At 58.1% G+C, this 23,875-nt stretch carries 23 protein-coding genes and 1 pseudogene; 15 read left to right on the top strand and 9 right to left on the bottom strand.

Translation table 11 applies throughout. From position 1 onward, the window contains the following. Nucleotides 1-169: 169 nt before the first annotated feature. The 6 genes from hpaB to yjiA all read left to right on the top strand — a co-directional run bounded on the left by hpaB (nucleotide 170) and on the right by yjiA (nucleotide 6,968). Nucleotides 170-1,732, top strand: coding sequence for a 4-hydroxyphenylacetate 3-monooxygenase, oxygenase component (gene hpaB / locus KGP24_RS03060; RefSeq protein ID WP_023334387.1), 1,563 nt, complete (start codon nucleotides 170-172; stop codon nucleotides 1,730-1,732). A 17-nt stretch (nucleotides 1,733-1,749) separates the two neighbouring features. Beyond that, nucleotides 1,750-2,259: a 4-hydroxyphenylacetate 3-monooxygenase reductase subunit gene (locus tag KGP24_RS03055; RefSeq protein WP_223562327.1), complete on the top strand. Its 510-nt coding sequence runs from the start codon at nucleotides 1,750-1,752 to the stop codon at nucleotides 2,257-2,259. 179 nt (nucleotides 2,260-2,438) lie between these two features. Beyond that, the gene (locus tag KGP24_RS03050; protein WP_223562326.1) at nucleotides 2,439-3,356 is read left to right on the top strand and encodes a WYL domain-containing protein; all 918 of its coding nucleotides are present in this window, start codon (nucleotides 2,439-2,441) and stop codon (nucleotides 3,354-3,356) included. A gap of 191 nt (nucleotides 3,357-3,547) precedes the next feature. Then, entirely contained in the window at nucleotides 3,548-5,701 is a 2,154-nt protein-coding gene (locus KGP24_RS03045; RefSeq protein WP_194400879.1) for a carbon starvation CstA family protein, read from the top strand. A gap of 99 nt (nucleotides 5,702-5,800) precedes the next feature. Further along, nucleotides 5,801-6,004, top strand: a complete 204-nt coding sequence (locus tag KGP24_RS03040; RefSeq protein WP_003856610.1) for a YbdD/YjiX family protein — start codon at nucleotides 5,801-5,803, stop codon at nucleotides 6,002-6,004. A 10-nt stretch (nucleotides 6,005-6,014) separates the two neighbouring features. After that, complete coding sequence (yjiA, locus tag KGP24_RS03035) at nucleotides 6,015-6,968, top strand: GTPase (protein ID WP_223562325.1); 954 nt, start codon at nucleotides 6,015-6,017, stop codon at nucleotides 6,966-6,968. Between the two features lie 54 nt (nucleotides 6,969-7,022). Here the strand turns inward: yjiA and KGP24_RS03030 are convergent, their stop codons facing one another. Continuing rightward, on the bottom strand, nucleotides 7,023-8,381 hold the full coding sequence (locus KGP24_RS03030) for an esterase-like activity of phytase family protein (protein ID WP_223562324.1): 1,359 nt from the start codon (nucleotides 8,379-8,381) through the stop codon (nucleotides 7,023-7,025). A 411-nt stretch (nucleotides 8,382-8,792) separates the two neighbouring features. Between KGP24_RS03030 and KGP24_RS03025 the strand changes: the two genes are divergently transcribed. Next, nucleotides 8,793-9,338, top strand: coding sequence for a YfaZ family outer membrane protein (locus KGP24_RS03025; RefSeq protein ID WP_120159648.1), 546 nt, complete (start codon nucleotides 8,793-8,795; stop codon nucleotides 9,336-9,338). Nucleotides 9,339-9,394: 56 nt separating this feature from the next. Here the strand turns inward: KGP24_RS03025 and KGP24_RS03020 are convergent, their stop codons facing one another. Next, entirely contained in the window at nucleotides 9,395-10,765 is a 1,371-nt protein-coding gene (locus KGP24_RS03020; RefSeq protein ID WP_223562323.1) for an NAD-dependent succinate-semialdehyde dehydrogenase, read from the bottom strand. 151 nt (nucleotides 10,766-10,916) lie between these two features. Between KGP24_RS03020 and KGP24_RS03015 the strand changes: the two genes are divergently transcribed. From KGP24_RS03015 to KGP24_RS03005, 3 genes are read left to right on the top strand one after another with little or no spacing between them, the layout of a single operon-like run. Beyond that, on the top strand, nucleotides 10,917-11,660 hold the full coding sequence (locus KGP24_RS03015; protein WP_223562322.1) for an AraC family transcriptional regulator: 744 nt from the start codon (nucleotides 10,917-10,919) through the stop codon (nucleotides 11,658-11,660). Between the two features lie 47 nt (nucleotides 11,661-11,707). Then, nucleotides 11,708-12,361: a LysE family translocator gene (locus KGP24_RS03010; RefSeq protein WP_223562321.1), complete on the top strand. Its 654-nt coding sequence runs from the start codon at nucleotides 11,708-11,710 to the stop codon at nucleotides 12,359-12,361. Between the two features lie 3 nt (nucleotides 12,362-12,364). Next, nucleotides 12,365-13,636: a DUF445 domain-containing protein gene (locus KGP24_RS03005; RefSeq protein ID WP_223562320.1), complete on the top strand. Its 1,272-nt coding sequence runs from the start codon at nucleotides 12,365-12,367 to the stop codon at nucleotides 13,634-13,636. Here KGP24_RS03005 and KGP24_RS03000 read toward each other — a convergent pair. The 4 genes and pseudogenes from KGP24_RS03000 to KGP24_RS02985 form a co-directional block, all read right to left on the bottom strand. After that, the gene (locus KGP24_RS03000) at nucleotides 13,633-14,709 is read right to left on the bottom strand and encodes a DUF2955 domain-containing protein (RefSeq protein WP_223562319.1); all 1,077 of its coding nucleotides are present in this window, start codon (nucleotides 14,707-14,709) and stop codon (nucleotides 13,633-13,635) included. The genes KGP24_RS03005 and KGP24_RS03000 overlap by 4 nt on opposite strands. Beyond that, nucleotides 14,699-15,766, bottom strand: a complete 1,068-nt coding sequence (locus KGP24_RS02995; protein WP_223563444.1) for an HlyD family secretion protein — start codon at nucleotides 15,764-15,766, stop codon at nucleotides 14,699-14,701. Before KGP24_RS02995 ends, KGP24_RS03000 begins: the two co-directional genes overlap by 11 nt. Beyond that, nucleotides 15,763-16,233 (bottom strand): MarR family transcriptional regulator, encoded by a 471-nt coding sequence (locus KGP24_RS02990; protein ID WP_194400897.1) that lies wholly within the window; start codon nucleotides 16,231-16,233, stop codon nucleotides 15,763-15,765. Before KGP24_RS02990 ends, KGP24_RS02995 begins: the two co-directional genes overlap by 4 nt. Before the next feature lie 250 nt (nucleotides 16,234-16,483). Beyond that, nucleotides 16,484-16,603: pseudogene (locus tag KGP24_RS02985) on the bottom strand (transcriptional regulator); the annotation flags it as partial. A 242-nt stretch (nucleotides 16,604-16,845) separates the two neighbouring features. On the opposite strand from KGP24_RS02985, the gene KGP24_RS02980 reads away from it, so the two are divergent. Further along, on the top strand, nucleotides 16,846-17,115 hold the full coding sequence (locus KGP24_RS02980) for a DUF1778 domain-containing protein (protein WP_063143245.1): 270 nt from the start codon (nucleotides 16,846-16,848) through the stop codon (nucleotides 17,113-17,115). A gap of 3 nt (nucleotides 17,116-17,118) precedes the next feature. Then, nucleotides 17,119-17,640: a GNAT family N-acetyltransferase gene (locus tag KGP24_RS02975; RefSeq protein WP_194400898.1), complete on the top strand. Its 522-nt coding sequence runs from the start codon at nucleotides 17,119-17,121 to the stop codon at nucleotides 17,638-17,640. Nucleotides 17,641-17,690: 50 nt separating this feature from the next. Here the strand turns inward: KGP24_RS02975 and KGP24_RS02970 are convergent, their stop codons facing one another. Then, nucleotides 17,691-19,106, bottom strand: a complete 1,416-nt coding sequence (locus KGP24_RS02970) for an aldehyde dehydrogenase family protein (protein ID WP_223562318.1) — start codon at nucleotides 19,104-19,106, stop codon at nucleotides 17,691-17,693. A gap of 100 nt (nucleotides 19,107-19,206) precedes the next feature. On the opposite strand from KGP24_RS02970, the gene KGP24_RS02965 reads away from it, so the two are divergent. Then, on the top strand, nucleotides 19,207-20,109 hold the full coding sequence (locus tag KGP24_RS02965) for a LysR family transcriptional regulator (RefSeq protein ID WP_223562317.1): 903 nt from the start codon (nucleotides 19,207-19,209) through the stop codon (nucleotides 20,107-20,109). Here KGP24_RS02965 and KGP24_RS02960 read toward each other — a convergent pair. Then, nucleotides 20,096-20,575 carry a carboxymuconolactone decarboxylase family protein gene (locus tag KGP24_RS02960; protein WP_014882392.1) on the bottom strand — a complete coding sequence of 160 codons (480 nt, stop codon included), beginning with the start codon at nucleotides 20,573-20,575 and terminating at the stop codon, nucleotides 20,096-20,098. The two genes, KGP24_RS02965 and KGP24_RS02960, sit on opposite strands and share 14 nt — an antisense overlap. 103 nt (nucleotides 20,576-20,678) lie before the next feature. Here KGP24_RS02960 and KGP24_RS02955 point away from each other — a divergent pair, with 103 nt between their 5' ends. Next, the gene (locus tag KGP24_RS02955; protein WP_223562316.1) at nucleotides 20,679-22,067 is read left to right on the top strand and encodes a PLP-dependent aminotransferase family protein; all 1,389 of its coding nucleotides are present in this window, start codon (nucleotides 20,679-20,681) and stop codon (nucleotides 22,065-22,067) included. 39 nt (nucleotides 22,068-22,106) lie between these two features. Here the strand turns inward: KGP24_RS02955 and KGP24_RS02950 are convergent, their stop codons facing one another. Further along, entirely contained in the window at nucleotides 22,107-22,268 is a 162-nt protein-coding gene (locus tag KGP24_RS02950; protein WP_032645487.1) for a DUF1127 domain-containing protein, read from the bottom strand. Between the two features lie 176 nt (nucleotides 22,269-22,444). Between KGP24_RS02950 and KGP24_RS02945 the strand changes: the two genes are divergently transcribed. Next, on the top strand, nucleotides 22,445-23,863 hold the full coding sequence (locus KGP24_RS02945; protein WP_223562315.1) for a PLP-dependent aminotransferase family protein: 1,419 nt from the start codon (nucleotides 22,445-22,447) through the stop codon (nucleotides 23,861-23,863). The last annotated feature ends 12 nt before the right edge of the window (nucleotides 23,864-23,875 follow it).

Here is a 23,875-nt window from a genome sequence, read left to right as displayed (position 1 = left end):
AGCGCATCGCCACCCGCCGAAAAGCCACACCGATCACAAAACCACATCTCACCCGAAAAGTACCCGCCGTTGTCCCAATCGTCCCTTCACGTTACGCCCCTCTCAGGCTTCAATTAAACAACAAAAACAAAACATAAATTTAACAATCCTATTCCGATACGAGGTCCCTATGAAGCCTGAAGATTTCCGCGCTGATGCCAAACGTCCGTTAACCGGCGAAGAGTATTTAAAAAGCCTGCAGGACGGTCGTGAGATTTACATCTACGGCGAGCGCGTCAAAGACGTAACCACCCATCCGGCGTTTCGCAACGCGGCGGCCTCCATCGCGCAGATGTACGACGCGCTGCACAAGCCGGACATGCAGGATACCCTCTGCTGGGGCACCGACACCGGCAGCGGCGGCTATACCCATAAGTTCTTCCGCGTGGCGAAAAGCGCCGACGACCTGCGTCAGCAGCGCGACGCTATCGCCGAGTGGTCGCGCCTGAGCTACGGCTGGATGGGCCGTACGCCGGACTACAAAGCCGCGTTCGGCTGCGCGCTCGGCGCCAACCCGGCGTTCTACGGCCAGTTCGAGCAGAACGCCCGCAGCTGGTACACGCGCATTCAGGAAACCGGCCTGTACTTCAACCACGCCATCGTTAACCCGCCGATCGACCGCCACAAGCCGGCGGACGAGGTCAAGGACGTCTACATCAAGCTAGAGAAAGAGACCGACGCCGGGATCATCGTCAGCGGCGCGAAAGTGGTGGCAACCAACTCGGCGCTGACCCACTACAACATGATCGGCTTTGGCTCCGCGCAGGTGATGGGCGAAAACCCGGACTTCGCGCTGATGTTCGTCGCGCCGATGGATGCCGAAGGCGTGAAGCTGATCTCCCGCGCCTCTTACGAGATGGTGGCAGGCGCAACCGGCTCCCCTTACGACTACCCGCTCTCCAGCCGCTTCGACGAGAACGACGCGATCCTGGTGATGGATCACGTGCTGATCCCGTGGGAAAACGTGCTGATCTACCGCGATTTCGACCGCTGCCGTCGCTGGACGATGGAGGGCGGTTTCGCCCGCATGTACCCGCTGCAGGCCTGCGTGCGTCTGGCGGTGAAGCTCGACTTCATCACCGCCCTGCTGAAGAAATCCCTGGAATGCACCGGTACCCTGGAGTTCCGCGGCGTGCAGGCGGATCTCGGCGAAGTGGTGGCCTGGCGCAACATGTTCTGGGCGCTGAGCGACTCCATGTGTTCGGAAGCGACCCCGTGGGTCAACGGTGCGTATCTGCCGGATCATGCCGCGCTGCAGACCTACCGCGTGATGGCGCCGATGGCCTACGCGAAGATCAAGAACATCATCGAGCGTAACGTGACGTCCGGACTGATCTACCTGCCGTCCAGCGCCCGGGATCTGAACAACCCGCAGATCGACCAGTATCTGGCGAAATACGTGCGCGGCTCCAACGGCATGGATCACGTCGAACGCATCAAGATTTTGAAGCTGATGTGGGATGCCATCGGCAGCGAGTTTGGCGGCCGCCACGAGCTGTATGAGATCAACTACTCCGGCAGCCAGGATGAAATCCGCCTGCAGTGTCTGCGCCAGGCGCAGAGCTCCGGCAACATGGACAAAATGATGGCGATGGTCGACCGCTGCATGTCCGAGTACGACCAACACGGCTGGACGGTGCCGCACCTGCACAACAACAGCGATATCAACATGCTGGATAAGCTGCTGAAATAATGCAGCGGGAGGTTTTCATGCAATCAGAACAACGCCTGCGTTTTCGCGACGCCATGGCCAGCCTGTCGGCCGCGGTCAATGTAGTCACCACCGAGGGCGAGGCGGGCCGCTGCGGCATTACCGCCACCGCCGTCTGTTCGGTGACTGACACCCCGCCGTCGGTCATGGTGTGCATCAACGCCAACAGCGCCATGAACCCGGTATTTCAGGGCAACGGCAGGCTGTGCGTAAACGTGCTGAACCACGAGCAGGAGATCATGGCTCGCCATTTCGCCGGGATGACCGGTATGACGATGGAGGAGCGCTTTGCCCTCACCTGCTGGCAAAAAGGCCCGCTGGCGCAGCCGGTGCTCAAGGGCGCGCTCGCCAGCCTTGAAGGCAAGATAAGCCAGGTGCAAACCATCGGCACGCATCTTGTCTACCTTGTTGAAGTTAAAAACATCATTCTGAGCGACGCGGGACATGGCCTGATCTACTTCAGACGCCGTTTCCACCCGGTCATGCTGGAGGCGGAAGCCGCCGTGTGATCTCCCCTCGCGCTGGCCTTTTTCTTCGGCCAGCGCCGCTTTCTACAAAAACTCCTAAGGTTTCCGCTAAATCACGCCGTTATATACCCGTAAGAGAAATTTTCTGTGCCTGAATACTGACACCGCGCGTCAGTGCACCCGCATCATTCAGCGCATACCTAAATATACAGGATGACCTTATGGCTAAAACGACGCGGAGCCGCTCGGCTGAACGTCTGGTCGATATTCTCCTTGAGCTACATTTAAACGGTGTGGTAAACCGCAGTGCGCTAATGGAGAAATTTAGAATTACCGAGCGCACCGTCTACCGGGATTTAAATGCACTCTCTCCTATTGTTGAACATACCGGTAACGGACTATATCGGCTGATCCATTCTGCACAATCGCCCGGTGGACAAGGCTTACATCATACCCTTGCTAACTTCCTGAATGCTGACAGCTTTTTCCCTGAAAGAAATACGGAATTCTGGCAGAATCTTGAAACGCGCGTTGACGAAAACCATATTCTTATTCTTGCTAATGAAGCCGAACACACGGTCCAACGCGATATTCGTCGTCATTTAACGAAAATCGAGAAAGCGATTAAAAACCATAATGTTTGCCAGATTGCTTATAAGGGGAAAACCCGTCTGATTAATCCCTATAAACTCATTAACAATAAAAACATATGGTATTTACAAGCCACCGAAAATAGCCATCTGAAATCCTTCTCATTGAGCCAGATTAGCTGGTTTGATATTCAAAAAACGACCTTCACCCCGGAAGAAAATGTCCTTGAGCTGCTGGAAAAAAGCCTCGACCCCTGGGTCTCCGAAAATACTTTCTCGGTGAAAATATTCATCAAGGATAATATTTCACATTACTTCCTGCGCCGCAATCTTCTGCCGGAACAAGAGCTTCTGGAGGAGCAACAGGGCGGCGTCACGCTGCGCTGCCGGGCGGCGCACGAGAACCAGATCCTGCCGCTGCTGTTCTACTGGCTGCCCAATATTCAGATTCTGGAACCGACCTGGCTGAAGGAGAAACTCATCAGGACGCTGGAGGGCTATCTGGCCGTGGAACACAACCCGAATAATCAAGTGATCTCAATCACATAATTTCGCCCCGAGGCGGCGAGCCGGAACCGCTCGCCGCCCCCTTTGACCGCTCACCTGGTTCTTTTAACCACTCATTCATTTACCGTCCTTTACACGCGCGTAGATCTGGCACGATCGCTCCAGCATTAATCAATACCTCCTCACAACGAACCCTGACCCTTTTTTCTTTACATAAAAAACCAGGTCTTACTATGGATACTAAAAAACTACTGAAGCACGTGCCCTGGGCCTTACTCGGGATCCTCGGCGCTTTTTGTCTGGCGGTTGTCGCATTACGCCGGGGCGAACACGTAAGCGCCCTGTGGATCGTGGTCGCGTCCGTTTCCGTCTATCTTGTGGCTTATCGCTACTACAGCTTGTACATCGCGCAGAAGGTCATGAAGCTCGACCCGACGCGCGCCACTCCGGCGGTCATTAACAATGACGGCCTGAACTACGTGCCAACCAACCGCTACGTGCTGTTTGGTCACCACTTTGCCGCTATCGCCGGTGCAGGCCCGCTGGTCGGCCCGGTGCTGGCCGCGCAGATGGGCTACCTGCCGGGTACCCTGTGGCTGCTCGCCGGCGTGGTGCTGGCGGGTGCGGTGCAGGACTTTATGGTGCTGTTTATCTCTTCTCGCCGTAACGGCGCCTCGCTGGGTGAGATGGTCAAAGAAGAGATGGGCCGCGTGCCGGGGACCATCGCCCTGTTCGGCTGCTTCCTGATTATGATCATCATCCTCGCGGTGCTGGCCCTGATCGTGGTGAAAGCGCTGGCCGAAAGCCCGTGGGGCGTCTTCACCGTCTGCTCAACCGTGCCGATTGCGCTGTTCATGGGGATCTACATGCGCTTCCTGAGACCGGGACGCGTGGGTGAAGTGTCGGTGATTGGTATCGTGCTGCTGGTCGCCTCCATCTACTTCGGCGGCGTGATTGCGCACGACCCGTACTGGGGCCCGGCGCTGACCTTCAAGGACACCACCATCACCTTCGCGCTGATTGGCTATGCGTTTATCTCCGCGCTGCTGCCGGTCTGGCTGATTCTGGCCCCGCGTGACTACCTGGCCACCTTCCTGAAAATCGGCGTTATCGTCGGTCTGGCGATCGGCATCCTGGTGATTAACCCGGATCTGAAAATGCCGGCAGTGACCCAGTACATCGACGGTACCGGCCCGCTGTGGAAAGGCGCACTGTTCCCGTTCCTGTTCATCACTATCGCCTGCGGTGCGGTCTCCGGATTCCACGCCCTGATCTCCTCCGGTACCACGCCTAAGCTGCTGGCGAACGAGAAAGACGCGCGTCTGATCGGCTACGGCGCGATGCTGATGGAGTCCTTCGTGGCGATCATGGCGCTGGTTGCAGCCTCCATTATCGAACCGGGTCTGTACTTCGCGATGAACACCCCGCCTGCTGGCCTCGGCATTACCATGCCAAACCTGCACGAAATGGGCGGTGACAACGCGGCGCTGATTATGGCGCAGCTGAAAGACGCGAGCGCACACGCGGCGGCGACCGTCAGCTCCTGGGGCTTCGTGATTTCGCCTGAGCAGATCATGCAGACGGCGAAAGACATTGGCGAACCGTCCGTGCTGAACCGCGCCGGTGGTGCGCCTACGCTGGCCGTCGGTATCGCACACGTGTTCCACAAAGTGCTGCCGTGGGCGGACATGGGCTTCTGGTACCACTTCGGTATTCTGTTCGAAGCGCTGTTCATCCTGACCGCGCTGGACGCCGGTACCCGTGCGGGCCGCTTCATGCTGCAGGATCTGCTCGGTAACTTCGTACCGTTCCTGAAGAAAACCGACTCTCTGGTGGCGGGTATTCTGGGTACGGCGGGCTGCGTCGGTCTGTGGGGCTACCTGTTGTATCAGGGCGTTGTCGACCCGCTCGGCGGCGTGAAGAGCCTGTGGCCGCTGTTCGGTATCTCTAACCAGATGCTGGCCGCCGTGGCGCTGGTGCTCGGCACCGTGGTCCTCGTGAAGATGAAGCGCACCAAATACATCTGGGTCACCGTGGTGCCTGCGCTGTGGCTGCTGCTCTGCACCACCTGGGCGCTTGGCCTGAAGCTGTTCAGCGCCAACCCGCAGCTGGAAGGCTTCTTCTTCATGGCTAATCAGTACAAAGAGAAGATTGCCGCAGGCGGCGCGGATCTGACCGCGCAGCAGATTGCCAACATGAACCATATCGTGGTGAACAACTACACCAACGCGGGTCTGAGCATTCTGTTCCTGGTGGTGGTGTACAGCATCATCTTCTATGGCATCAAAACCTGGCTGAAAGTGCGTAACGCCGACGGCCGTACGGATAAAGAAACCCCGTACGTGCCGGTGCCGGAAGGCGGCGTGAAGACCTCTTCACACCATTAATCCGCGATCCTCCCCCTCTCTCTTGGGAGAGGGCTGGGGTGAGGGGAACACAAGCCCAGCGGAGTCACATCGCCGGGCTTTTTCTGTCTGGAGCCCACAATGTTTGGTAACTTAGGCGAAGCAAAAAAATACCTCGGTCAGGCGGCGAAAATGCTGATTGGCATTCCGGACTATGACAACTACGTTGAGCATATGAAGACCAACCATCCGGATAAGCCGTACATGACCTACACCGAATTCTTCCGCGAGCGTCAGGAAGCGCGCTACGGCGGAAGTGGAGAAGGCGGCGTCCGCTGCTGCTAAAGGAGAGACCATGACCCCGATTGCCGTTACCCTGCTGACCGGTTTCCTCGGCGCCGGTAAAACCACCCTGCTGCGCCACATCCTGAATGAGCAGCACGGCTTCAAAATCGCCGTTATTGAAAACGAATTCGGTGAGGTCTCGGTAGACGATCAGTTGATCGGCGATCGCGCCACCCAGATCAAAACCCTGACCAACGGCTGCATCTGCTGCACCCGCTCTAACGAATTAGAAGATGCCCTGCTGGACCTGCTCGACAGCCGCGATCGCGGCGAGATCGACTTTGACCGTCTGGTGATCGAGTGCACCGGCATGGCCGATCCCGGCCCGATTATTCAGACCTTTTTCTCTCACGAGATACTCTGCCAGCGCTATCTGCTGGACGGCGTGATTGCCCTGGTCGACGCGGTCCACGCCGACGAGCAGATGAACCAGTTCACCATCGCCCAGTCTCAGGTGGGTTACGCCGACCGCATCCTGCTGACCAAAACCGACGTGGCGGGCGGAAGCGAAAAACTGCGCGAGCGCCTGACCCGCATTAACTCACGCGCGCCGATTTACACGGTGACGCACGGCGACATCGACCTGTCTCAGCTGTTCAACACCAACGGCTTTATGCTGGAGGAGAACGTCACCGCGAAACCGCGCTTCCACTTTATGGGAGACAGGCAAAACGACGTGGCGTCGATTGTGGTGGAGCTGGACTACCCGGTGGATATCAGCGAGGTTTCGCGCGTGATGGAAAACCTGCTGCTGTCGTTTGCCGACAAGCTGCTGCGCTACAAGGGGATGCTGTGGATTGACGGCGAGCCGAACCGCCTGCTGTTCCAGGGCGTACAGCGCCTGTACAGCGCCGACTGGGACAGACCCTGGGGCGATGAAGCGCCGCACAGCGTGATGGTGTTTATCGGTATCCAGCTCCCGGAACAAGAAATTCGGGCGGCGTTTGCGGGGCTGAAAAAATAAGCGCCCCGAATAATCCCCTCTCCCTGCGGGAGAGGGTTAGGGTGAGGGGTAAAATTATTTCACCGCCTCCGGCAGCGTCACAATCCACAGCTCGCTGTCCGACTCCGGCTTCTTCAGCGGCTTCACGCTGAGCGTGGTTTCAACCGGCTTATCATCCAGCGTCAGCTTGCCTTCCGCGTTCACCCGATAATTCTTGAGCTTCTTGCCCTCGACCGGGTTTTGCATCGCCACCTTCACGCCAAAGTCGTTATCGTTCGCCACCGCAAGCCGTTTGCTGTCGATCAGCGCCAGCCCTTCGGCCTTCTCCTGCTGCCAGCCCAGCGCGCGCAGGTCGACAACCTGCGTTTTTGCAGCAAGCGTTATGCCGCGCTGCGCCAGGGTTTTCTCATCATCGAACTCCGGGTATTCGCCCGGCTTGTCAAAGGCGGAAAGGTCGCTCGCCTTGCTGAGATCCACCTTGTAAATCAGGTTGCGCATCCCGTCGTTTTTATCGCTTCCCTGCTCAATCAGCAGGATATGCTGGTCATCGAGCGCCACGATGTCGCCGATTTTGGCGTCGCTGTTTTTACCGTAGGCCGCGCTGTCGATAGGGTAGCCGTACATCGCGGTTTTTCCGGTCGCCGGATCGAAGCTCACCAGACGCGTAAACAGCGCCTGCTTTTTGCTCTTTCCGTCGATATCCAGCGTGCTTTGCACGGCGGCGATAATCCGCCCGTCCGGCATCCGGGTCAGGCCTTCAAAGCCACGGTTTGCCTGACGCCATTTGATAATATTTGGCAGACCGCCCGCGATGGACGTCTCACCTTCCGCCGCCTGCGGCCCGTGGATCGTCAGGATCTTGCCTTTGCTGTCGACGTTAATAAGGAACGGGCCATACTCGTCGCACAGCCAGTAGCCGCCTTTCCCGTCCGGCGTGATGCCTTCCGTGTCCAGCCCGCGGTTGTCACCTTTCAGAATTTTGAGGGTATCGCTGAACGCCACTTCATTGGTGGAGCCAATCACGCCGCTTTGCAGCGGCAGACCGTTAATCTCGCCTTTATCATCATGCAGCGGTCGGGCATCCGTTGCCTCTGCTTTGCCGTTCTCAACGCGGATGGTCATCAGCAGCGGCGCGAAATCTGGCGTGACAAATATTTTGGCTTCGTTTTTACCCATTTTTGGCGCATCGGCGTTTGGACCGCGATCGGTCACGGTCGCAAAGGTCAGGGCGTCGCCCTGTTTGCCGGTAAACAGCAGGCCAGAACCGATTCCCACGGGCAGTCCGTTCGGAAACGCGCTGGCAAACGCGCCGCTGTAGCTCACGTGTGAGCCTTCAGGGAAGCTGACGACATAGCGCTCAGCAGTGGGCTGCGCCGCCAGGCCAGAGAAAGAGAGCGCACAACCAATTAGCACAGGAATAATTTTTCTTTTCATATTGTTAGCATCCGTAGAGTGAAGCCAACAACGTAAAGAATAAACGTGTCAGAAAAATGACACAGAACGAAGGCTGACCAACGCAGCGGCACGTATATCCCTCTTCAGAAATGTAAACTTACGTCTTTATCTATGACAACTGAAACATTTTTGGAAATTATTAGAAACCCAATTAATTCATCTCAAAGGGCTTTTTTCTCCTCGTTCAAACGTCGTTTAGTAAACTATTTAAACTTTTCCTAAACGCGAATTTAATTACCGTTGACGGCTCGCCAAAGAAACAGTTCGGCAACAGACATAAGCTAAATAGCTAACAAAATCAGCATAAAACCACGACATGCATCACATTTGCAGTCATAAACATCACTTGTTAAGGTGCCCTCAGATTAATTTGATGACGAGGAAACACTCATGAAAAAGCTTAACGTTCTCATCCTTTCCGCTCTGACCGCTGTCTCGGGCTCCGCACTGGCGATGGGCGGCAGCATTGAGCAGGGTAAAAACTTTACCAACCTGAATGTGGAAATGGGTAAATCGACCTCCGGTCTGTACACCGAAGGTAGCTGGCTGAAAAATACCGATGACGGCACCACGACCGGTGGCGTAGGTGCAGGATACAACTTCGAAGTCGGTCCGGTGATGTTGAACGCAGGCGCTAAGGCCCTCTACGTTGGCCCGAAAAAAGGCGATAACGGCGTAGCGTTCCCAATCGGTGGCGGCGTGAACGTTGCCCTGACCGACAGCATCAAGGTATTCGGCGAAGGTTACGTTGCGCCAGACGGGCTGAACAACAGCGTCAAAAACTACGTGGAAGCGAACGGCGGCGTCAGCTGGACCCCAATCAAACCTGTGACCCTGAAAGTGGGTTACCGCCACGTGAGCGTTGACGGCAAAGACGGTCGTCCAAACCACACGCTGATCGACGGCGCATACGTGGGCGGCGGCGTGAGCTTCTAAGCCGACGAACAAGCAAAAAAACCTGCCATGCGGCAGGTTTTTTTTTGTCTCGGGTATTACCTGTGCACCACCACCAGCTTCTGGTTCACAAACTCTTTGATCCCCAGATCCGACAGCTCGCGTCCGTAACCGGAGCGCTTCACGCCGCCGAACGGCAGCTCTGGCGCGGTATCGGTAAGCCAGTTGATATACACCATCCCGGTCTCAATACGTGACGCCATTTTCTTCGCCCGCTCGATATCCTGGCTGAACACCGCGCCGCCCAGACCGTAGTGAGAGTCGTTCGCCAGGGCGACCGCCTCATCGTCGTTTTTCACCACGTAAACCTGCGCCACCGGGCCGAAGAACTCTTCGAAGTACGCCGGGTTGTCGCGCGAGATATTGGTCAGGATGGTCGGTTCGAAGAAGCTCCCGTCGCGCTGAACGGGCTTGCCGCCATAGTGCAGCGTCGCGCCGTTTTTCACCGCCTCGTTGACCTGTTTAGTCAATGTTTCCAGAGCATCTTTAGACGACAGCGGCCCCAGCGTGGTGCTTTCGTCCAGCGGATCGCCAATCTTCACCTGCTTAAATGCCTCGGTGAATTTGCTCAGGAAGGCGTCGGCGATCTTTTCATGCAGGATAAAGCGCTTCGCCGCGGTACAGACCTGCCCGGCGTTGTTGAGCCGCGCATTCACGCCAATCTTCACGGCTTTATCCAGGTCCGCATCGTCCAGCACCACGAACACGTCGTTACCGCCAAGTTCAAGGGTGGATTTCTTAATGTGCTTCGCCGCCTGCGCGGCCACCACGCTGCCTGCCTTTTCGGAGCCGGTTAATGCTGCGCCCTGCACGCGATCGTCGGCAATGATGTTCGCCACCTGCTCGGACGAAATGAACAGGTTGGTCCATGCCCCTTCCGGCGCGCCCGCCTCGCGCACCAGATGCGCAAAGGTCTCGGCGCAGTGCGGCACGATGCTGGCATGTTTGGCGATCACCGGGTTACCCGCCGCAAGGTTTGGCGCCAGGACGCGCATCAGCTGGTAATACGGGAAGTTCCAGGGCTCGACGGCCATCAGCACGCCGATGGGATGATGCTCCACCCATGCTTCCCCAAGTTCGGATTGATACTTCACCGGGGCCAGGAACTGCTTCGCGTTGTCGGCGTAGTAGCGGGCGATCTGCGCGCACAGCTTCACCTCGCCGCGGCTCTGTTCGATGAGCTTACCCATCTCCTGGCTGGCGATTTTCGCCAGCTCCTCGGTGCGCTCGTCGATCAGGTCGGCAAGCTTATGCAGCACCGGCAGGCGCTGGCTGATGTCGCCTTTCGCCCATTCCGAATGGTAGAGCGCATCGGCGGCCTTCAGCGCCGCCTCGATATCCGCGTCGGTATGTGAGGGGTATTCTTTGATGAGCTGGTTAGTGGCAGGATTTACTGTCTTATAGGCCATGTCGAATCTCCTTGTTTTACCGCTTAGGGTATTAAGGGTAGTCAACATGACTGGTCGTGGACGTAAAGTTGGGTATATCCGGAAGGTTCTTAATGAAGCGCTGCCAGAAAGTTTGCTGACGTGGTATAAAAATCGTCCAGAAGGAGTTCCCATGACCGATACCCGACACGTCCGGCAGACATTTCACCGCGCCTCAGGCCTTGAGCTGCGCAGCACGTGGCAGAGCACGCAGACGTATAAACGTCATTGCCACCCGCAACTCTCCATCGGCGCGATTGTGGAAGGCCAGACCTGCTGCGTCAGTGATGGCAAAGAGTTTATCCTGGCTCCAGGGGATCTCATTGTCATCCCTGCTTACGCGCCGCACAGCTGCAACCCCGTCGTCGGGCAACCGCGCAGCTACCATATGCTCTACCTCGACACAGAGCTTCCTCTGGCGTTCCAGATAATTCGCGACCCTACGCTGTTTAAGTATTACCTTGATATTGTTGAGACGATGTCGCCTGCATCCGTGGAGACGCTGCTTTATGCCCTTCCCCGCTGCGCGGATAAGAGTGCTGCGCTTCGCTCAACCAGCCAGCAGGTTCAGCAGGCGTTTCTTACTGACCTGGCCGCCCCCCCTTCGCTCGACGAGCTTGCCCAACGATTCTCGCTGCGCAAGGAGACCCTGATCCGCACCTTCAGGCAGGACACCGGCCTGACGCCGGGCAGCTTCCTCAACATCTCCCGCGTGGAGTACGCCAAGGCGCGGCTGCGTGCCGGAGACGACATCGCCGACGTCGGCTACCAGAGCGGCTTTGCCGACCAGAGCCATTTTCATAAGACCTTCGTGAGCTATACCGCCGCCACGCCGCGCCAGTACGCCACGGGCCGATCAATATCAGACAATAAATAGGTTCTGCAGCGCCGTATTCTGACCTCGGATTGTTAACTGAGGTCGCTATGGAACTGTTATTCCCTTCCGCTTTTCTCGCCCTGGCGCTGGCGCACTTTGTTGCCCTGCTAAGCCCGGGCCCGGATTTCTTCCTGCTGGTAGGCTACGCCGCGCGCTATCGGCTGCACGGCAGCGCAGGATTGTGCCTCGGCATCGCCGCGGGTAACGCGCTTTATATTCTTCTGGTGATTATCGGCTGGAGCGCGCTGCGCCAGTTTACGTGGCTGTTTACGCTTATCGAGCTTTGCGGGGCGCTGTACCTGCTGTGGATCGGCTCGCATCTGGTGCGCAGCCGGCCTCAGGCGCTGGCGCTTGCAGAAACCCGACAGCGGTGTCCTTCTCTGATGAAGCAGATCCTGCTGGGGCTGGGGTCGGCGCTGTTAAATCCGAAAAATGCGCTGTTCTACCTGGCGCTGATGACGGCATTACTCGGGCCGGACATGACGCTGCTTCAGCAGGCAACGTGCGGCGTCTGGATGGTGATGGTGGTGCTGGCGTGGGATCTGGCGCTGGTATCGATGATGGGGCTATCGGCGGTTCAACAGAAGCTCAGCCGTTCGCTGTGGTGGATTGAGCGCACGGCGGGGGTGGTGCTGATGGGATTTGGAGGGTGGGTGCTGTGGCGGTTTTTGCACTTCCTCCCCACAACCCTCTATCCTTAACCCATGGAAAAAATAGCTGAACTCAAACGCGCCAAGCTGCTGGCGCTGTCGCTGCTGCTGGTTGCCGCCGCGGCGTTTATCACCACCCTGTTCCTGCCGCAGAACTTCTGGGTGCGCGGCGTGAAGGCCATTGCCGAGGCGGCGATGGTCGGCGCGCTGGCGGACTGGTTTGCCGTGGTTGCGCTGTTCCGCCGGGTGCCCATTCCTTTTATCTCGCGCCATACGGCGATTATCCCGCGCAATAAAGACCGAATCGGCGACAATCTCGGCCAGTTCGTGCAGGAGAAGTTTCTGGATACCCAGTCGCTGGTCGATTTGATCCGCCGCTATGAGCCCGCGCAAATGATTGGTGCCTGGTTCAGCCAGCCGGACAACGCCCAGCGCGTCGGTCTGCATTTGATGCAGGTAATGAGCGGTTTTCTCGAACTCACGGACGACGGGCGCATTCAGCGGCTGCTCAAACGCGCGGTGCATAAGGCCATCGACAAGGTCGATTTCACCGAAACCAGCGCCGTGATGCTGGAGAGCATGACCAAAAACAACCGCCACCAGGTGCTGCTGGACGCCATTATCAACCGGCTGATTACCCTGATTCAGCGGGAAAGCACGCGGGAATTTATTGCCGACCAGATTGTCCACTGGCTGAAGACCGAACACCCGCGCAAGGCGATGGTGTTACCCACCGAGTGGCTGGGCGATCAAAGCGCGGAGATGGTGTCGAACGCGGTGAACACGCTGCTGGACGATATCAGCCACGACCGCACGCACCAGATCCGCCAGGCGTTTGACCGCGCCACGCTGAAGCTTATCGACAACCTGAAAAACGATCCGGAAATGGCGGCGAAAGCCGACAACATCAAGCACTACCTGAAAAACGATGAGGCGTTTAACCGCTATCTGGGCGAGATGTGGGCCGATCTGCGCCAGTGGCTGAAGGCGGATATGCAAAGCGAGGATTCGCGCGTGAAGCAACGCATCGCCAACGCCGGGCTGTGGTTTGGCGAAACGCTGTCTAATGACGCCAGCCTGCAGGCGTCGCTGAACGAGCATCTGGAGCAGGCCGCGCACCGCCTCGCCCCGGATTTCGCCGCGTTTCTGACCCGCCACATCAGCGACACGGTCAAAAGCTGGGACGCCAAAGACATGTCCCGCCAGATTGAGCTGAATATTGGCAAGGATCTGCAGTTTATCCGCGTCAACGGCACGCTGGTGGGCGGAACGATTGGCCTGATTCTGTTTTTACTCTCGCAGCTGCCGGCAGTGCTGGGGCATTAACCTGGTTTGGACGGCGCGATGACGTAGCGCGTCGCCTCGAAGCGGTTCAGGATCAGGTGCACCAGGAAGACCATCGTCAGCGTTGCGACCAGCGAAAAGGTGACGGAGGTGATGCGATAGAGATCGCTGAACACCAGGTCAGTGTCCGGGTGCATGTTCTGCCCGAACATAATCCCGATGGTGGTAATGCTGGAGAACCCCACGCCTGCGCCCACCTTTTCCATCACGTGCAGGCGCGCGCCAAACGCCAGCCCGAGGCCGATCAGCGGCATCATCAACAGCATATGGCTGCTGTGATCGTAGAGGATCAGCTGCACCACCAGAATATAGAGACAGCCCAGCACCACCCCGACCACGCGCCAGATGGAGCTCATCACCGAACCGCTGTAGTTCATGGGGAACAGAATCAAAATACCCGCCATCAGCGCCGAAAGCGAATCGCTTAAGTCGCTAATCTGAAACACCACGAATATCAGCGTCGCTACGGTGCCGGAGAGCAGCGACTCGTGGCGCACGCGGGCATCGTCTTTCTCAATCAGCGGCGGCGGCTTGCGGGGCTCCACGTCCGGCAGGAGATAGTTCATCAGCGCGCTCAGGCACACCGCCATGATGCTCGCTTCGATGTTGGAAAACAGCAGCGTGTGCCAGTTGGTGGTGGGGTAGCTCATAAAGTTGAGCATCACGCTCTGGCACACCACGCCCATTGAGCCAAACAGGAACAGCGGCCCCTTGCTCATAAAGCGAAAACGCATCACGTACAGAGCAAACACCACCAGCGTCATAATGACCGGCCACTGCGACAGATAGCCGATGATAATCACCATTTCGACGCAGTTCAGCGATGCGCTGAAGATAAACTGCTTCGCCACGTGGCGATTAAACACCGGTACCAGCGAGAGCAGCATGATCGGGTAAACCACGAAAAACACGCCGTAGCTGGTGTTGTAGAAGCTGGAGATGCTCAGCGCAATCATCCCGGCAAAGACGATGCGCAGGGTCTGGCGAAAGTCGTTTGCCGTATAGACGATGTTGCCGTGCGGGGTAAATACCCGCGCCAGGGTGCTAATAGACATAGTGAAGCAGGCTCACCAGGTGGATCTGCATCCCGGAGAAAAAGCGCGCAAACGGCCCTTCGCTGTTGTAGAGCTGCACGGTTGCACGCGCGCCGGTCGGCAGATGCTTCGGCAGCGGCTCATCCAGCGTCACGTGAATGCGCATGCGCTGGGCGTCGCGCACCCAGCGGTTGGAGGTTTCCGGCTCGGAGAGCTGGCCGTTAACGGCCTCCTGACCTGCAAGGATCCCCGCGTCGCTGCTGGTCACGTGGGCGCGGAAAACGTGCCCCGGGAAGGCGTCAAACACCACGGCGGCGTCGGTGCCCTGATGGGTATGGCGCAGGCTTTTTTCACGAAAATCGGCCACGATATCGGTCTGGTTGTTCACCAGCGCCAGCGCGGCGGAACCGGATGAAGCATAAAAACCGGGACTTAACTGCAGGTTACTGACGGTGCCGTCCGCCTGGGCGTAGACCTTCGTCCAGCCGAGGTTGAGTTCCGCTTCATCCAGCGCGTTACGGTATTTTTGCAGCGTCACGTTGCGGTGCTCGTCCCGCTCGCCGCGCTGAATGCGCAGGTTATGGATGTTGGCCTGAATGGAGCTGACGGACTGCTCGCTGCTCTGCCAGGTGGTGCGAACCTTATCCAGATCCGCCTGCGAGACGTTCTGCAGCGTGCTCAGCTTCTGGTAGCGATCGAAGGTCACTTTGTCGTTACGCGCGGTCAGCACGGCGGTTTTCAGGCTGGCCTGCGCGGCGGCGATCTGCGCATCCAGCTGTTCGTTGGACAGGCGTGCCTGCTCAAGCGCGATTTGCGCCGCTTCCACCTTATTGCGAAACGGCGTGTCGTCGAGCTCAAACAGCAGATCGCCTTTCTTCACCTGGCTGTTGTTGTGGACATGTACCGCCGCCACATAGCCGGAGACGCGCGGAGAAACCGGCGTCACCACGCGCATCACGGTGGAGTCCGGCGTCAGCGGGATCCAGATATCCGCGACGATAAAGTAGACAAACATCAGCAGGAAAGAGGCAATACTCACCCTTACCCAGCGGGCAAACTTTTGTTCAGGGGTCATTATTTTTCGGTCTTATTATCTTCTTCGCGGATTGTCCGCAAATTGCAGGCGATTTGATTCAACGTGGCGCTGAAAATGTCGATATGTTCCGGCGCGATATTTTGCGATACGCGCGCCTGATAGGTCTCAATCACCTGAGTGAGCCGTTTTAATATGGCTTTTCCATCAGGCGTCAGCGTCAGAAGCCGGATGCGCTTGTCATACGGCGATACGGCGCGCAGCAGGTAACCCTGCTTTTCCAGCTGTGTCAGGGTGCGCATCAGCGGCGGCAGTTCAATACCCTGCACCTCCGCCAGCTCACTCATGGAGACGTTATCCCCAAGCTGGTGAAGCTGCATCATCACCGTCCAGCTCGACTGGGTTAACCCGGTATCGAGAATGGCATCGTCGATCACCGCACGCCACTGGCGCACGATCATCGCCATCCGCATGCCCATCGGCCTGCGGCAGAACAGTTCTTCTTCACTCATGGGAAAACCTCTCGTCACACGCGGTCAAGATAATAGTTATCAGGATAAGTATCAAGAAACGAGAGGTAAAAGCGCAGGAATTGCGAAAAGGATGTTCTTCCTTTACCTGTGGGGTGAAGGATCCCCAGTCATTTTTTAACCTGAAGCGGTGAATGTGATTCAGGAAAATAAATGCCTTACAGCGATGTCCTGGTCCGGCTAAAAATCGCCGAAGCTACAGCGTGAGCGCTGAACCGTCAGCCTCCAGTCAGCCTTCCGCCTGCATAAAATCATAGATCTGCACCGCAGCCGTTCCGGCAAGATGGTCGTAGCAGGCTCGGGCTTCGCGCATGGCTTTCGGCGCGGTAGCTTCTGGCGGGGTAATGCGGCTTTGGCTTCGAAAATGACTGCGATGATGGTTTTCTCTCCGTTGTAAGGATGAGGAGAGAATGCAGGAAGAAAAAGAACAATGCTTCGGTAAGGAGCGAAGCGTTGTGCCGGATGGCGCTGCGCTCAACTACTCGTTGATTTCCGGTGAGGACACACCTATGATTAATGTACGGATAAACACCGTACATAAGTTTTACCTGTAAAACAAGGCGTTAAGCCAGGATAAAGATTGAGAATGAAACCATGTCAGCACTGAAGAAACAGCGCATCGATCTCCGGTTAACCGAAGATGACAAAAACATGATCGAAGAAGCGGCGGCAATGACAAACCAGTCGATTTCACAATTCATGGTCAGCACAGCCTCTGAACGCGCAGCAGAGGTAATTGACCAGCACCGCCGCCTGGTCCTTAGCGAAGCATCCTGGAATACGGTGATGGATGCCATCAGCAATCCGCCTGCGCCAAATGACCGCCTGAAGCGAGCGGCTAAGCGTCTCCTGGATATGGAGTAAAACGTGAACGACGTGAAGATAGGGATTTTTTCAGAAGACGTTGAGTACGACCTAAGCCAGTTCGACTGCGGAGAAGAGAGCCTTAATACCTTTCTGGCGGAGCACCTGAAACGCCAGCATCGTGGAAAGTTTTTGCGGGGTTATGTCCTCACCACACGAGAGCCAAAACCGCGTATTCTGGGCTATTACACGCTCTCCGGAAGCTGTTTTGAAAAGGCTTACCTGCCCTCAAAAACTCAGCAAAAACGTATTCCTTATAAAAATGTGCCGAGCGTCACCCTTGGCCGTCTGGCGATTGATAAACGTATTCAGGGGCAAGGCTATGGAGAATTACTCGTCATTCATGCCATGAAGACCGTTTATTTGGCCTCCTTTGCCGTCGGCATTCACGGCCTGTTTGTTGAAGCACTCAACCATAAAGCCAAAGAGTTTTACCTCAAAATGGGGTTCATACCGCTCCTGGCCGAGAATGAATTCACGCTGTTCTTACCGACTAAAACCTTTGAGAGCGTGTTTGAAGAGTGATACTGCACGTAGCGCCCCGACTCGCGGGGCGTGCTTTACCTTCAGCGGTCTTAACCCACAATCGACCTCGGCTCCATAAACGCCCGGATCCCCCACTCGCCCATCTCGCGCCCCAAACCGGAGTGTTTGAAGCCACCGAAGGGCGCTTTCGGTTCATGGGCCAGGGTGTTAACCAGCACGCGACCGGAAGCAATCTGCTGCGCCACGCGGCGCGCGCGGTCCGCATCGCCGCCCAGCACCATAGCGCTCAGTCCGTAGTCGGTATCATTGGCAATGGCGACAGCCTCCGCCTCGTCACGATAGGGGATCACGCACAGCACCGGGCCAAAAATCTCGTCGCGGGCAACCGTCATCTGATTGTTAACGTCTACAAACAGCGTCGGGCGCACAAACCAGCCGCCTCGCGTCCCGTCCGGTCTCCCTTCACCACCCGCCAGCAGGCGCGCCCCCTCTTCGATCCCTTTGCGGATATACCCCTGCACCCGCAGCCACTGCTTCTCGCTGACCAGCGGGCCGACGTCCGTTGATTTATCGCGCGGGTCGCCGGATTTCACCGCCGCCACGGCCTGTGCCAGCGCGGCTTCAATTTCTGCCTGGCGCGACCGGGGCACCAGAATGCGCGTCCCGGCCACGCACGCCTGCCCGCTGTTCATAAACCCGGCCTGGATCGCCAGCGGGATCGCCTGAGTCAGATCCACATCATCCAGCAGGATCGTCGGCGATTTACCGCCTAGCTCCAGGGTAACGCGCTTAAAGCTCTCCGCCGCGTTGCGCAGGATCGCCTTGCCGGTATGCGTGGAGCCGGTAAACGAGATTTTTGCCACGTCCGGATGACGGCTGATGGTTTCACCGACGGTCTCGCCGCGGCCGGTGACGATATTAAACACGCCCGGCGGTAATCCGGCATCGCGCAGCGCTTCGGTGATGATGTGCGTTTGCAGGGCGCTCATTTCGCTCGGCTTGATGACGGCCGTACAGCCCGCAGCCAGCGCGGCCGCCAGCTTGCCGCAGATAAACCCGGCGTCACTGTTCCACGGCGTGATAAGCCCGGCCACGCCAAGCGGCGTCATCTGCACCGTTGCTGCTCCTGCCGGGGCGACGAATGCAAACGCCTCCAGCGCCTCAATGGCCTGGGCAATCACCTCCGCCGGATAGCTGGCCATCCACGCCGAGCGCGAGGCGGGCGCGCCGTACTCTTCAATGACCGCTTCCAGCAGATCGTCGTGGCGGGCGGCCACGGCGGCGTGCATACGTTTTAGCGCCGCGATGCGTTCCTGCTTTGTGGTCTGCGACCACGCCGGAAACGCCGCTTTCGCCGCCGCAACGGCGCACTCTGCGTCAACTTCATCCGCCAGACGAACCTGGCCGATGGCCTGCGCCGTCGCCGGGTTGTACAAATCAAACCATTCGGTGCCGTGCGGGGTAACAAATTCGCCGTTAATAAAGATCTGTTCGATGGTGTGCATATAAACCTCCTCAGGCTGTGTCAGCACAGTCTGTCACGGCTTCTCCGTTGCGATAATCCACGCTATGCTGCAAGGGTTGTTTCGATTTTCAGGATAATCTATGCATCGTTCAGGTCTGACAGAGCTGGAAGTCGTGATGGCCGTCGTGCGGCGCGGCAGCTTTCGCGCCGCGGCGCAGGAGCTGGGCATGTCCGCCACGGCGGTAAGCAACGCCATCGCCGGGCTGGAGAGCCGCCTTGATACCCGCCTCTTTAACCGCACCACCCGCAGCGTGGCGCTCACCGACGCCGGACAGCGCTACGTGGCGCGTATCGGCCCGGCGCTGCAGGAGATCCGTCTCGCCGGCGAGGAGATCCACAGCGACACCGGGGAACCCGCCGGTACGCTGCGCCTGAACGTGCCGAACCATATCGGCACCCTGTTTCTGGACCAGCTGCTGATCGACTTTATGATCCGCTACCCGAAGATGCGCGTAGAGACCGCCAGCGAAGCGCGAATGATCGACATCGTCGCGGAAGGCTATGACGCGGGGATCCGCCTTGAAGAGTCCGTGCCTCAGGACATGATTGCCGTGCCGCTGACCGGGGAGATCCGCCAGCTGGTCACCGCCACGCCGGAGTATTTTGCCCGTCACGGCATTCCGCAGACGCCGGACGATCTGCTGCAACACCAGGGGATCGGTATGCGCATGGCCCACGGCGGGATCTACCGCTGGGAGCTGGCGCGTCGGGGTGAAACGTACGCGCTTGCCGTGCCGCCGCGCTTTGCGACGTCCGATCTTTTTGCGTCGATCCGTGCGGTAAAAGCGGGATTAGGGGTGGGATTTTTGCCGGAACTGTATATCCGTGAAGAGCTTGAGCGCGGAGAACTGGTGAGCGTCTTAAACGACTGGGCGCAGCCCTTTGCCGGGCTGCGCCTGTATTACCCTGGCCATCGCCACGTCCCGCCGGGGTTGCGGGCGCTGGTGGCAACGATCCGCGAGCGCGGAATTATTCCAGGTTAGCCTTATTCAGACCGTAAGCCGCGTCCAGCGAACCGGGCGCCATGCGGGAGGTAATACCCAGACGGTTCCAGGCGTTGATCGCCACGATGGCGAAGTTCAGCTCTGAAATCTCCACGTCCGAGAAGTGCTCCGCCACGCTGCGGTAAAGCGCATCGCTCACGCCGTGAACGCCAATCTGGGTAAGCGCTTCGGTGAAGGCCAGCGCCGCTTTTTCGCGGGCGCTGAACAGCGGAGACTCGCGCCAGGCCGCCAGATGGTACAGGCGCAGCTCGCGCTCGCCGGCGATTTTGGCCTCTTTCGAGTGCATATCCAGGCAGAAGGTACAGCCGTTCAGCTGCGACACGCGAATGTCGATCAGGTGCTTCAGCGCCGGGTCGATGGAGGTTTTTGCCACCTCCATGCTCAGGGCGGACAGCGCGTTAGCGAGGGCAGGTGTGACTTTGTGGTGGTTGACGCGAGTGCTCATGGTCTTTCCTCTTTTTTTGTGCGGCATGTTTCATGCGATGAGGCAAATCTACGCCGTTCATGACATAGTAAAAAGATACAAAAAGCGCCAAATGAGGTAGGACATGAAGCCGGGCTATCACGAGATTTATTCCCGCTATCGCGATAACATCACGCGGGGCGTGCTGAAGCCGGGCGATAAAGTGCCTGCCATCCGCGTGCTGGCGGAAGAGCTGAAGGTGGCGCGTAAAACCGTCGAAACGGCCTATGCCATTCTGACGGGGGAAGGGTATCTGGTGAGCCAGGGCGCGCGCGGCACGCGGGTCAACCCGGATCTGCTGTTACCGGGTAAGAGTGCCCCTGCGGAACAGCCCACCGGTACGCTTCCGGCATCGCTCATCAGCCAGCGCGAGCGGGCGGGGTTTCTGCGCCCCGGCATTCCCGCCCTCGACAGCTTTCCGTATAAAAAATGGCTGCTGCTGGCGGGACAGGCGACGCGCGCCATGCGTCAGGAGGAGATGCTCAATCCGCCCGTTCTGGGCTGGTATCCGCTGCGCCAGGCCATCGCCAGCTATCTTAATATTTCACGCGGGCTGTCCTGCAGCGCCGAACAGGTGCTGATCACCAGCGGCTACAGCGGCAGCCTGCGGCTGATCCTCGACACGCTTGCCAGCCGCAGCGACAAGGTGGTGTTTGAAGATCCGGGCTACTTTATGGGCCAGCAGCTGCTCAAGCGAATCGTACCGCGCCTGCACACGGTGCCGGTCGATCGCTGCGGCATCGATACGGAATACCTGCTCCGTTACCATCGCGACGCCCGTTTTGCCATCGTCACCCCGTCGCACCAGAGCCCGCTGGCGGTCACGCTCTCACTGCCGCGTAAGCAGCAATTGCTCGACTGGGCCAGCCAGAACGAGGCGTGGATTATCGAAGACGATTACGACGGGGAGTTTCACTACACCCGCAAGGTGCTGCCGTCGCTGAAAAGCCTCGACCAGCACGACCGGGTGATTTTTATGGGCACCTTCAGTAAAACCATCATGCCGTCGCTGCGCATGGGCTACGTGGTGATGCCCGCCAGCACCGTCGGAGCCTTTACCGACTGCGCGGACATTACCACCAGCGGCCAGCCGGTGCTGACGCAAAAGATCCTCACCGCGTTTCTCAACGAAGGGCATTTTTTTCGTCACCTGAAAAAGATGCGCGCGCTGTATCAGACCCGCCGCGACTGGATGATTGCCGCCCTGCGCGAGGTGTATGGCGATCTGTTTTTCACCGAGCAAAACGACGGCGGGATGCATATCGTGGCGTTCCTGACCAAAGGCAGCGGTGACCGGGAAGTGGCGCGCTGCTGGCAGGAACAGCAGCTGCAGGTCAATGCGCTTTCGGAGTGGTATCGCGGGTCGGGGAAACGCTACGGGCTGGTGATGGGCTATAACAACGTGCGGTCGTATCAGGAGGCGCTGGATTTGCTGGAAAGGCCGAAACGGCAGACACTTGAGCTGTTGCGCTGAAATCGCCGGGTGGCGGCTTCGCCTGACCCGGCCCGGGGTTTAAATATCATTGCGGGATAAACCAACGTCCTTCAGCTGCTCGTCGCTCATCTGGCTCAGGATGCGCCGGGTGCGGTTGATGCGATACCAGTTGCAGATCGTTTTGCCGATCCAGACGAACACAATAAACGGACGTTTTGAACGATTCTCGTAGAATTCCATGATGATCACCTCGCTGTGCCAGTGGGCTTATCATCACGGAAAACGGCCTCTACAATACAGATTCAAAAACTACTTTTGTTTACCATACAGATCCGCTAAAACAGTATCTGCATGCCATTTTTTACGGCAATCTGTACTGGTTTTACAATCTGTATGGTGAAAATAAAGGATACAGCATGACGCGCTATCAACATCTCGCCAACCTTCTGGCGGAACGCATTGAACAAGGGCTGTATCGCAGCGGCGAACGTCTGCCGTCGGTACGCACGCTGAGCCAGGAGCACGGCGTGAGCATCAGCACCATACAGCAGGCCTATCAGATCCTCGAAAATCTCCAGCTGATCACCCCGCAGCCGCGCTCCGGCTATTTTGTTTCGCAGCGCAAGGCCCAGCCGCCGGTTCCGGCCATGACGCGCCCGGTACAGCGCCCCGTGGACGTCACCCAGTGGGATGAGGTGATGATGCTGCTGGACGCCCGCGCCGACAAAGAGATGATCTCCTTTGGCGGCGGCTCGCCGGACATTAACCAGCCGAGCCTGAAGCCGCTGTGGCGCGAGATGAGCCGCATCGCGCAGCATAATCCGGGCGAGATGCTGAGCTATGACGTGCTCGACGGGCGCCTGGAGCTGCGCGAGCAGATCGCCCGCCTGATGCTGGACGGCGGCTCCACCGTGGCGGCGAACGAGATTGTCATCACCAACGGCTGTCACGGCGCGCTGTCGATCGCCCTGCTCTCGATATGTAAACCGGGGGACATCGTGGCGGTGGAGTCGCCGTCGTTTCACGGCACCATGCAGATGCTGCGCGGGTTTGACATCAAGGCGATTGAAATTCCTACCGATCCCGAGACCGGGATCAGCATCGAGGCGTTAGAGCTCGCGCTGGAGCAGTGGCCGATCAAGGCGGTGATCCTGGTGCCCAACTGCAATAACCCGCTCGGGTTTATCATGCCGGAAGCGCGGAAAAAGCAGGTGTTAGCCCTGGCCCAGCGGCACGATATCGTGATCGTGGAGGATGACATTTACGGCGAGCTGGCGGCGGAGTACCCGCGCCCGCGCACCATCCACTCGATGGATATCGACGGCCGCGTGATCCTCTGCAGTTCGTTTACCAAAACCGTGGCGCCGGGCCTGCGCGTCGGCTGGATTGTGCCGGGGCGCTATTACGACCGGGTGATGCACATGAAATACGCCGCGGGCGGGTTTAACGTGCCGGGTACGCAGATGGCGGTGGCAGCGTTTATTCGCGACGGGCATTATCATCGCCACGTGCGCCGTATGCGCCAGATTTATCAGCAGAATATGGAAACCTACACCTGCTGGGTGCGGCAGTATTTTCCGGCAGAGATTTGCGTCACGCGCCCGCAGGGAAGCTTCCTGCTGTGGATTGAGCTGCCGGAGAAGGTCGACATGGTGTGCGTCAGCAAGCAGCTGTGTCGGCTGAAGATCCAGGCCGCGGCCGGGTCGCTGTTTTCAGCTTCCGGGAAGTACCGCAACTGTCTGCGGATCAACGTGGCGCTGCCGCCGACGGATAAGCATCGCGAAGCGTTGAAGAAGATGGGCGAGGCGATTGTGATTGCGATGGAGGAGGGCTAGTGCGGCCTGGTG

It is taken from the genome of Enterobacter sp. JBIWA008 (assembly GCF_019968765.1).
In the GTDB taxonomy this organism is placed as follows: Bacteria; Pseudomonadota; Gammaproteobacteria; order Enterobacterales; family Enterobacteriaceae; genus Enterobacter.
The sequence above is the reverse complement of the archived record's forward strand: the minus strand, read 5'-3'. Positions and strand labels throughout refer to the sequence as shown.

Coding starts and splice junctions, on each gene's coding strand:
- hpaB (WP_023334387.1), top strand. CDS start 170: ATGAAGCCTGAAGATTTCCGCGCTGATGCCAAACGTCCGTTAACCGGC.
- KGP24_RS03055 (WP_223562327.1), top strand. CDS start 1,750: ATGCAATCAGAACAACGCCTGCGTTTTCGCGACGCCATGGCCAGCCTG.
- KGP24_RS03050 (WP_223562326.1), top strand. CDS start 2,439: ATGGCTAAAACGACGCGGAGCCGCTCGGCTGAACGTCTGGTCGATATT.
- KGP24_RS03045 (WP_194400879.1), top strand. CDS start 3,548: ATGGATACTAAAAAACTACTGAAGCACGTGCCCTGGGCCTTACTCGGG.
- KGP24_RS03040 (WP_003856610.1), top strand. CDS start 5,801: ATGTTTGGTAACTTAGGCGAAGCAAAAAAATACCTCGGTCAGGCGGCG.
- yjiA (WP_223562325.1), top strand. CDS start 6,015: ATGACCCCGATTGCCGTTACCCTGCTGACCGGTTTCCTCGGCGCCGGT.
- KGP24_RS03030 (WP_223562324.1), bottom strand. CDS start 8,381: ATGAAAAGAAAAATTATTCCTGTGCTAATTGGTTGTGCGCTCTCTTTC.
- KGP24_RS03025 (WP_120159648.1), top strand. CDS start 8,793: ATGAAAAAGCTTAACGTTCTCATCCTTTCCGCTCTGACCGCTGTCTCG.
- KGP24_RS03020 (WP_223562323.1), bottom strand. CDS start 10,765: ATGGCCTATAAGACAGTAAATCCTGCCACTAACCAGCTCATCAAAGAA.
- KGP24_RS03015 (WP_223562322.1), top strand. CDS start 10,917: ATGACCGATACCCGACACGTCCGGCAGACATTTCACCGCGCCTCAGGC.
- KGP24_RS03010 (WP_223562321.1), top strand. CDS start 11,708: ATGGAACTGTTATTCCCTTCCGCTTTTCTCGCCCTGGCGCTGGCGCAC.
- KGP24_RS03005 (WP_223562320.1), top strand. CDS start 12,365: ATGGAAAAAATAGCTGAACTCAAACGCGCCAAGCTGCTGGCGCTGTCG.
- KGP24_RS03000 (WP_223562319.1), bottom strand. CDS start 14,709: ATGTCTATTAGCACCCTGGCGCGGGTATTTACCCCGCACGGCAACATC.
- KGP24_RS02990 (WP_194400897.1), bottom strand. CDS start 16,233: ATGAGTGAAGAAGAACTGTTCTGCCGCAGGCCGATGGGCATGCGGATG.
- KGP24_RS02980 (WP_063143245.1), top strand. CDS start 16,846: ATGTCAGCACTGAAGAAACAGCGCATCGATCTCCGGTTAACCGAAGAT.
- KGP24_RS02970 (WP_223562318.1), bottom strand. CDS start 19,106: ATGCACACCATCGAACAGATCTTTATTAACGGCGAATTTGTTACCCCG.
- KGP24_RS02965 (WP_223562317.1), top strand. CDS start 19,207: ATGCATCGTTCAGGTCTGACAGAGCTGGAAGTCGTGATGGCCGTCGTG.
- KGP24_RS02960 (WP_014882392.1), bottom strand. CDS start 20,575: ATGAGCACTCGCGTCAACCACCACAAAGTCACACCTGCCCTCGCTAAC.
- KGP24_RS02955 (WP_223562316.1), top strand. CDS start 20,679: ATGAAGCCGGGCTATCACGAGATTTATTCCCGCTATCGCGATAACATC.
- KGP24_RS02950 (WP_032645487.1), bottom strand. CDS start 22,268: ATGGAATTCTACGAGAATCGTTCAAAACGTCCGTTTATTGTGTTCGTC.
- KGP24_RS02945 (WP_223562315.1), top strand. CDS start 22,445: ATGACGCGCTATCAACATCTCGCCAACCTTCTGGCGGAACGCATTGAA.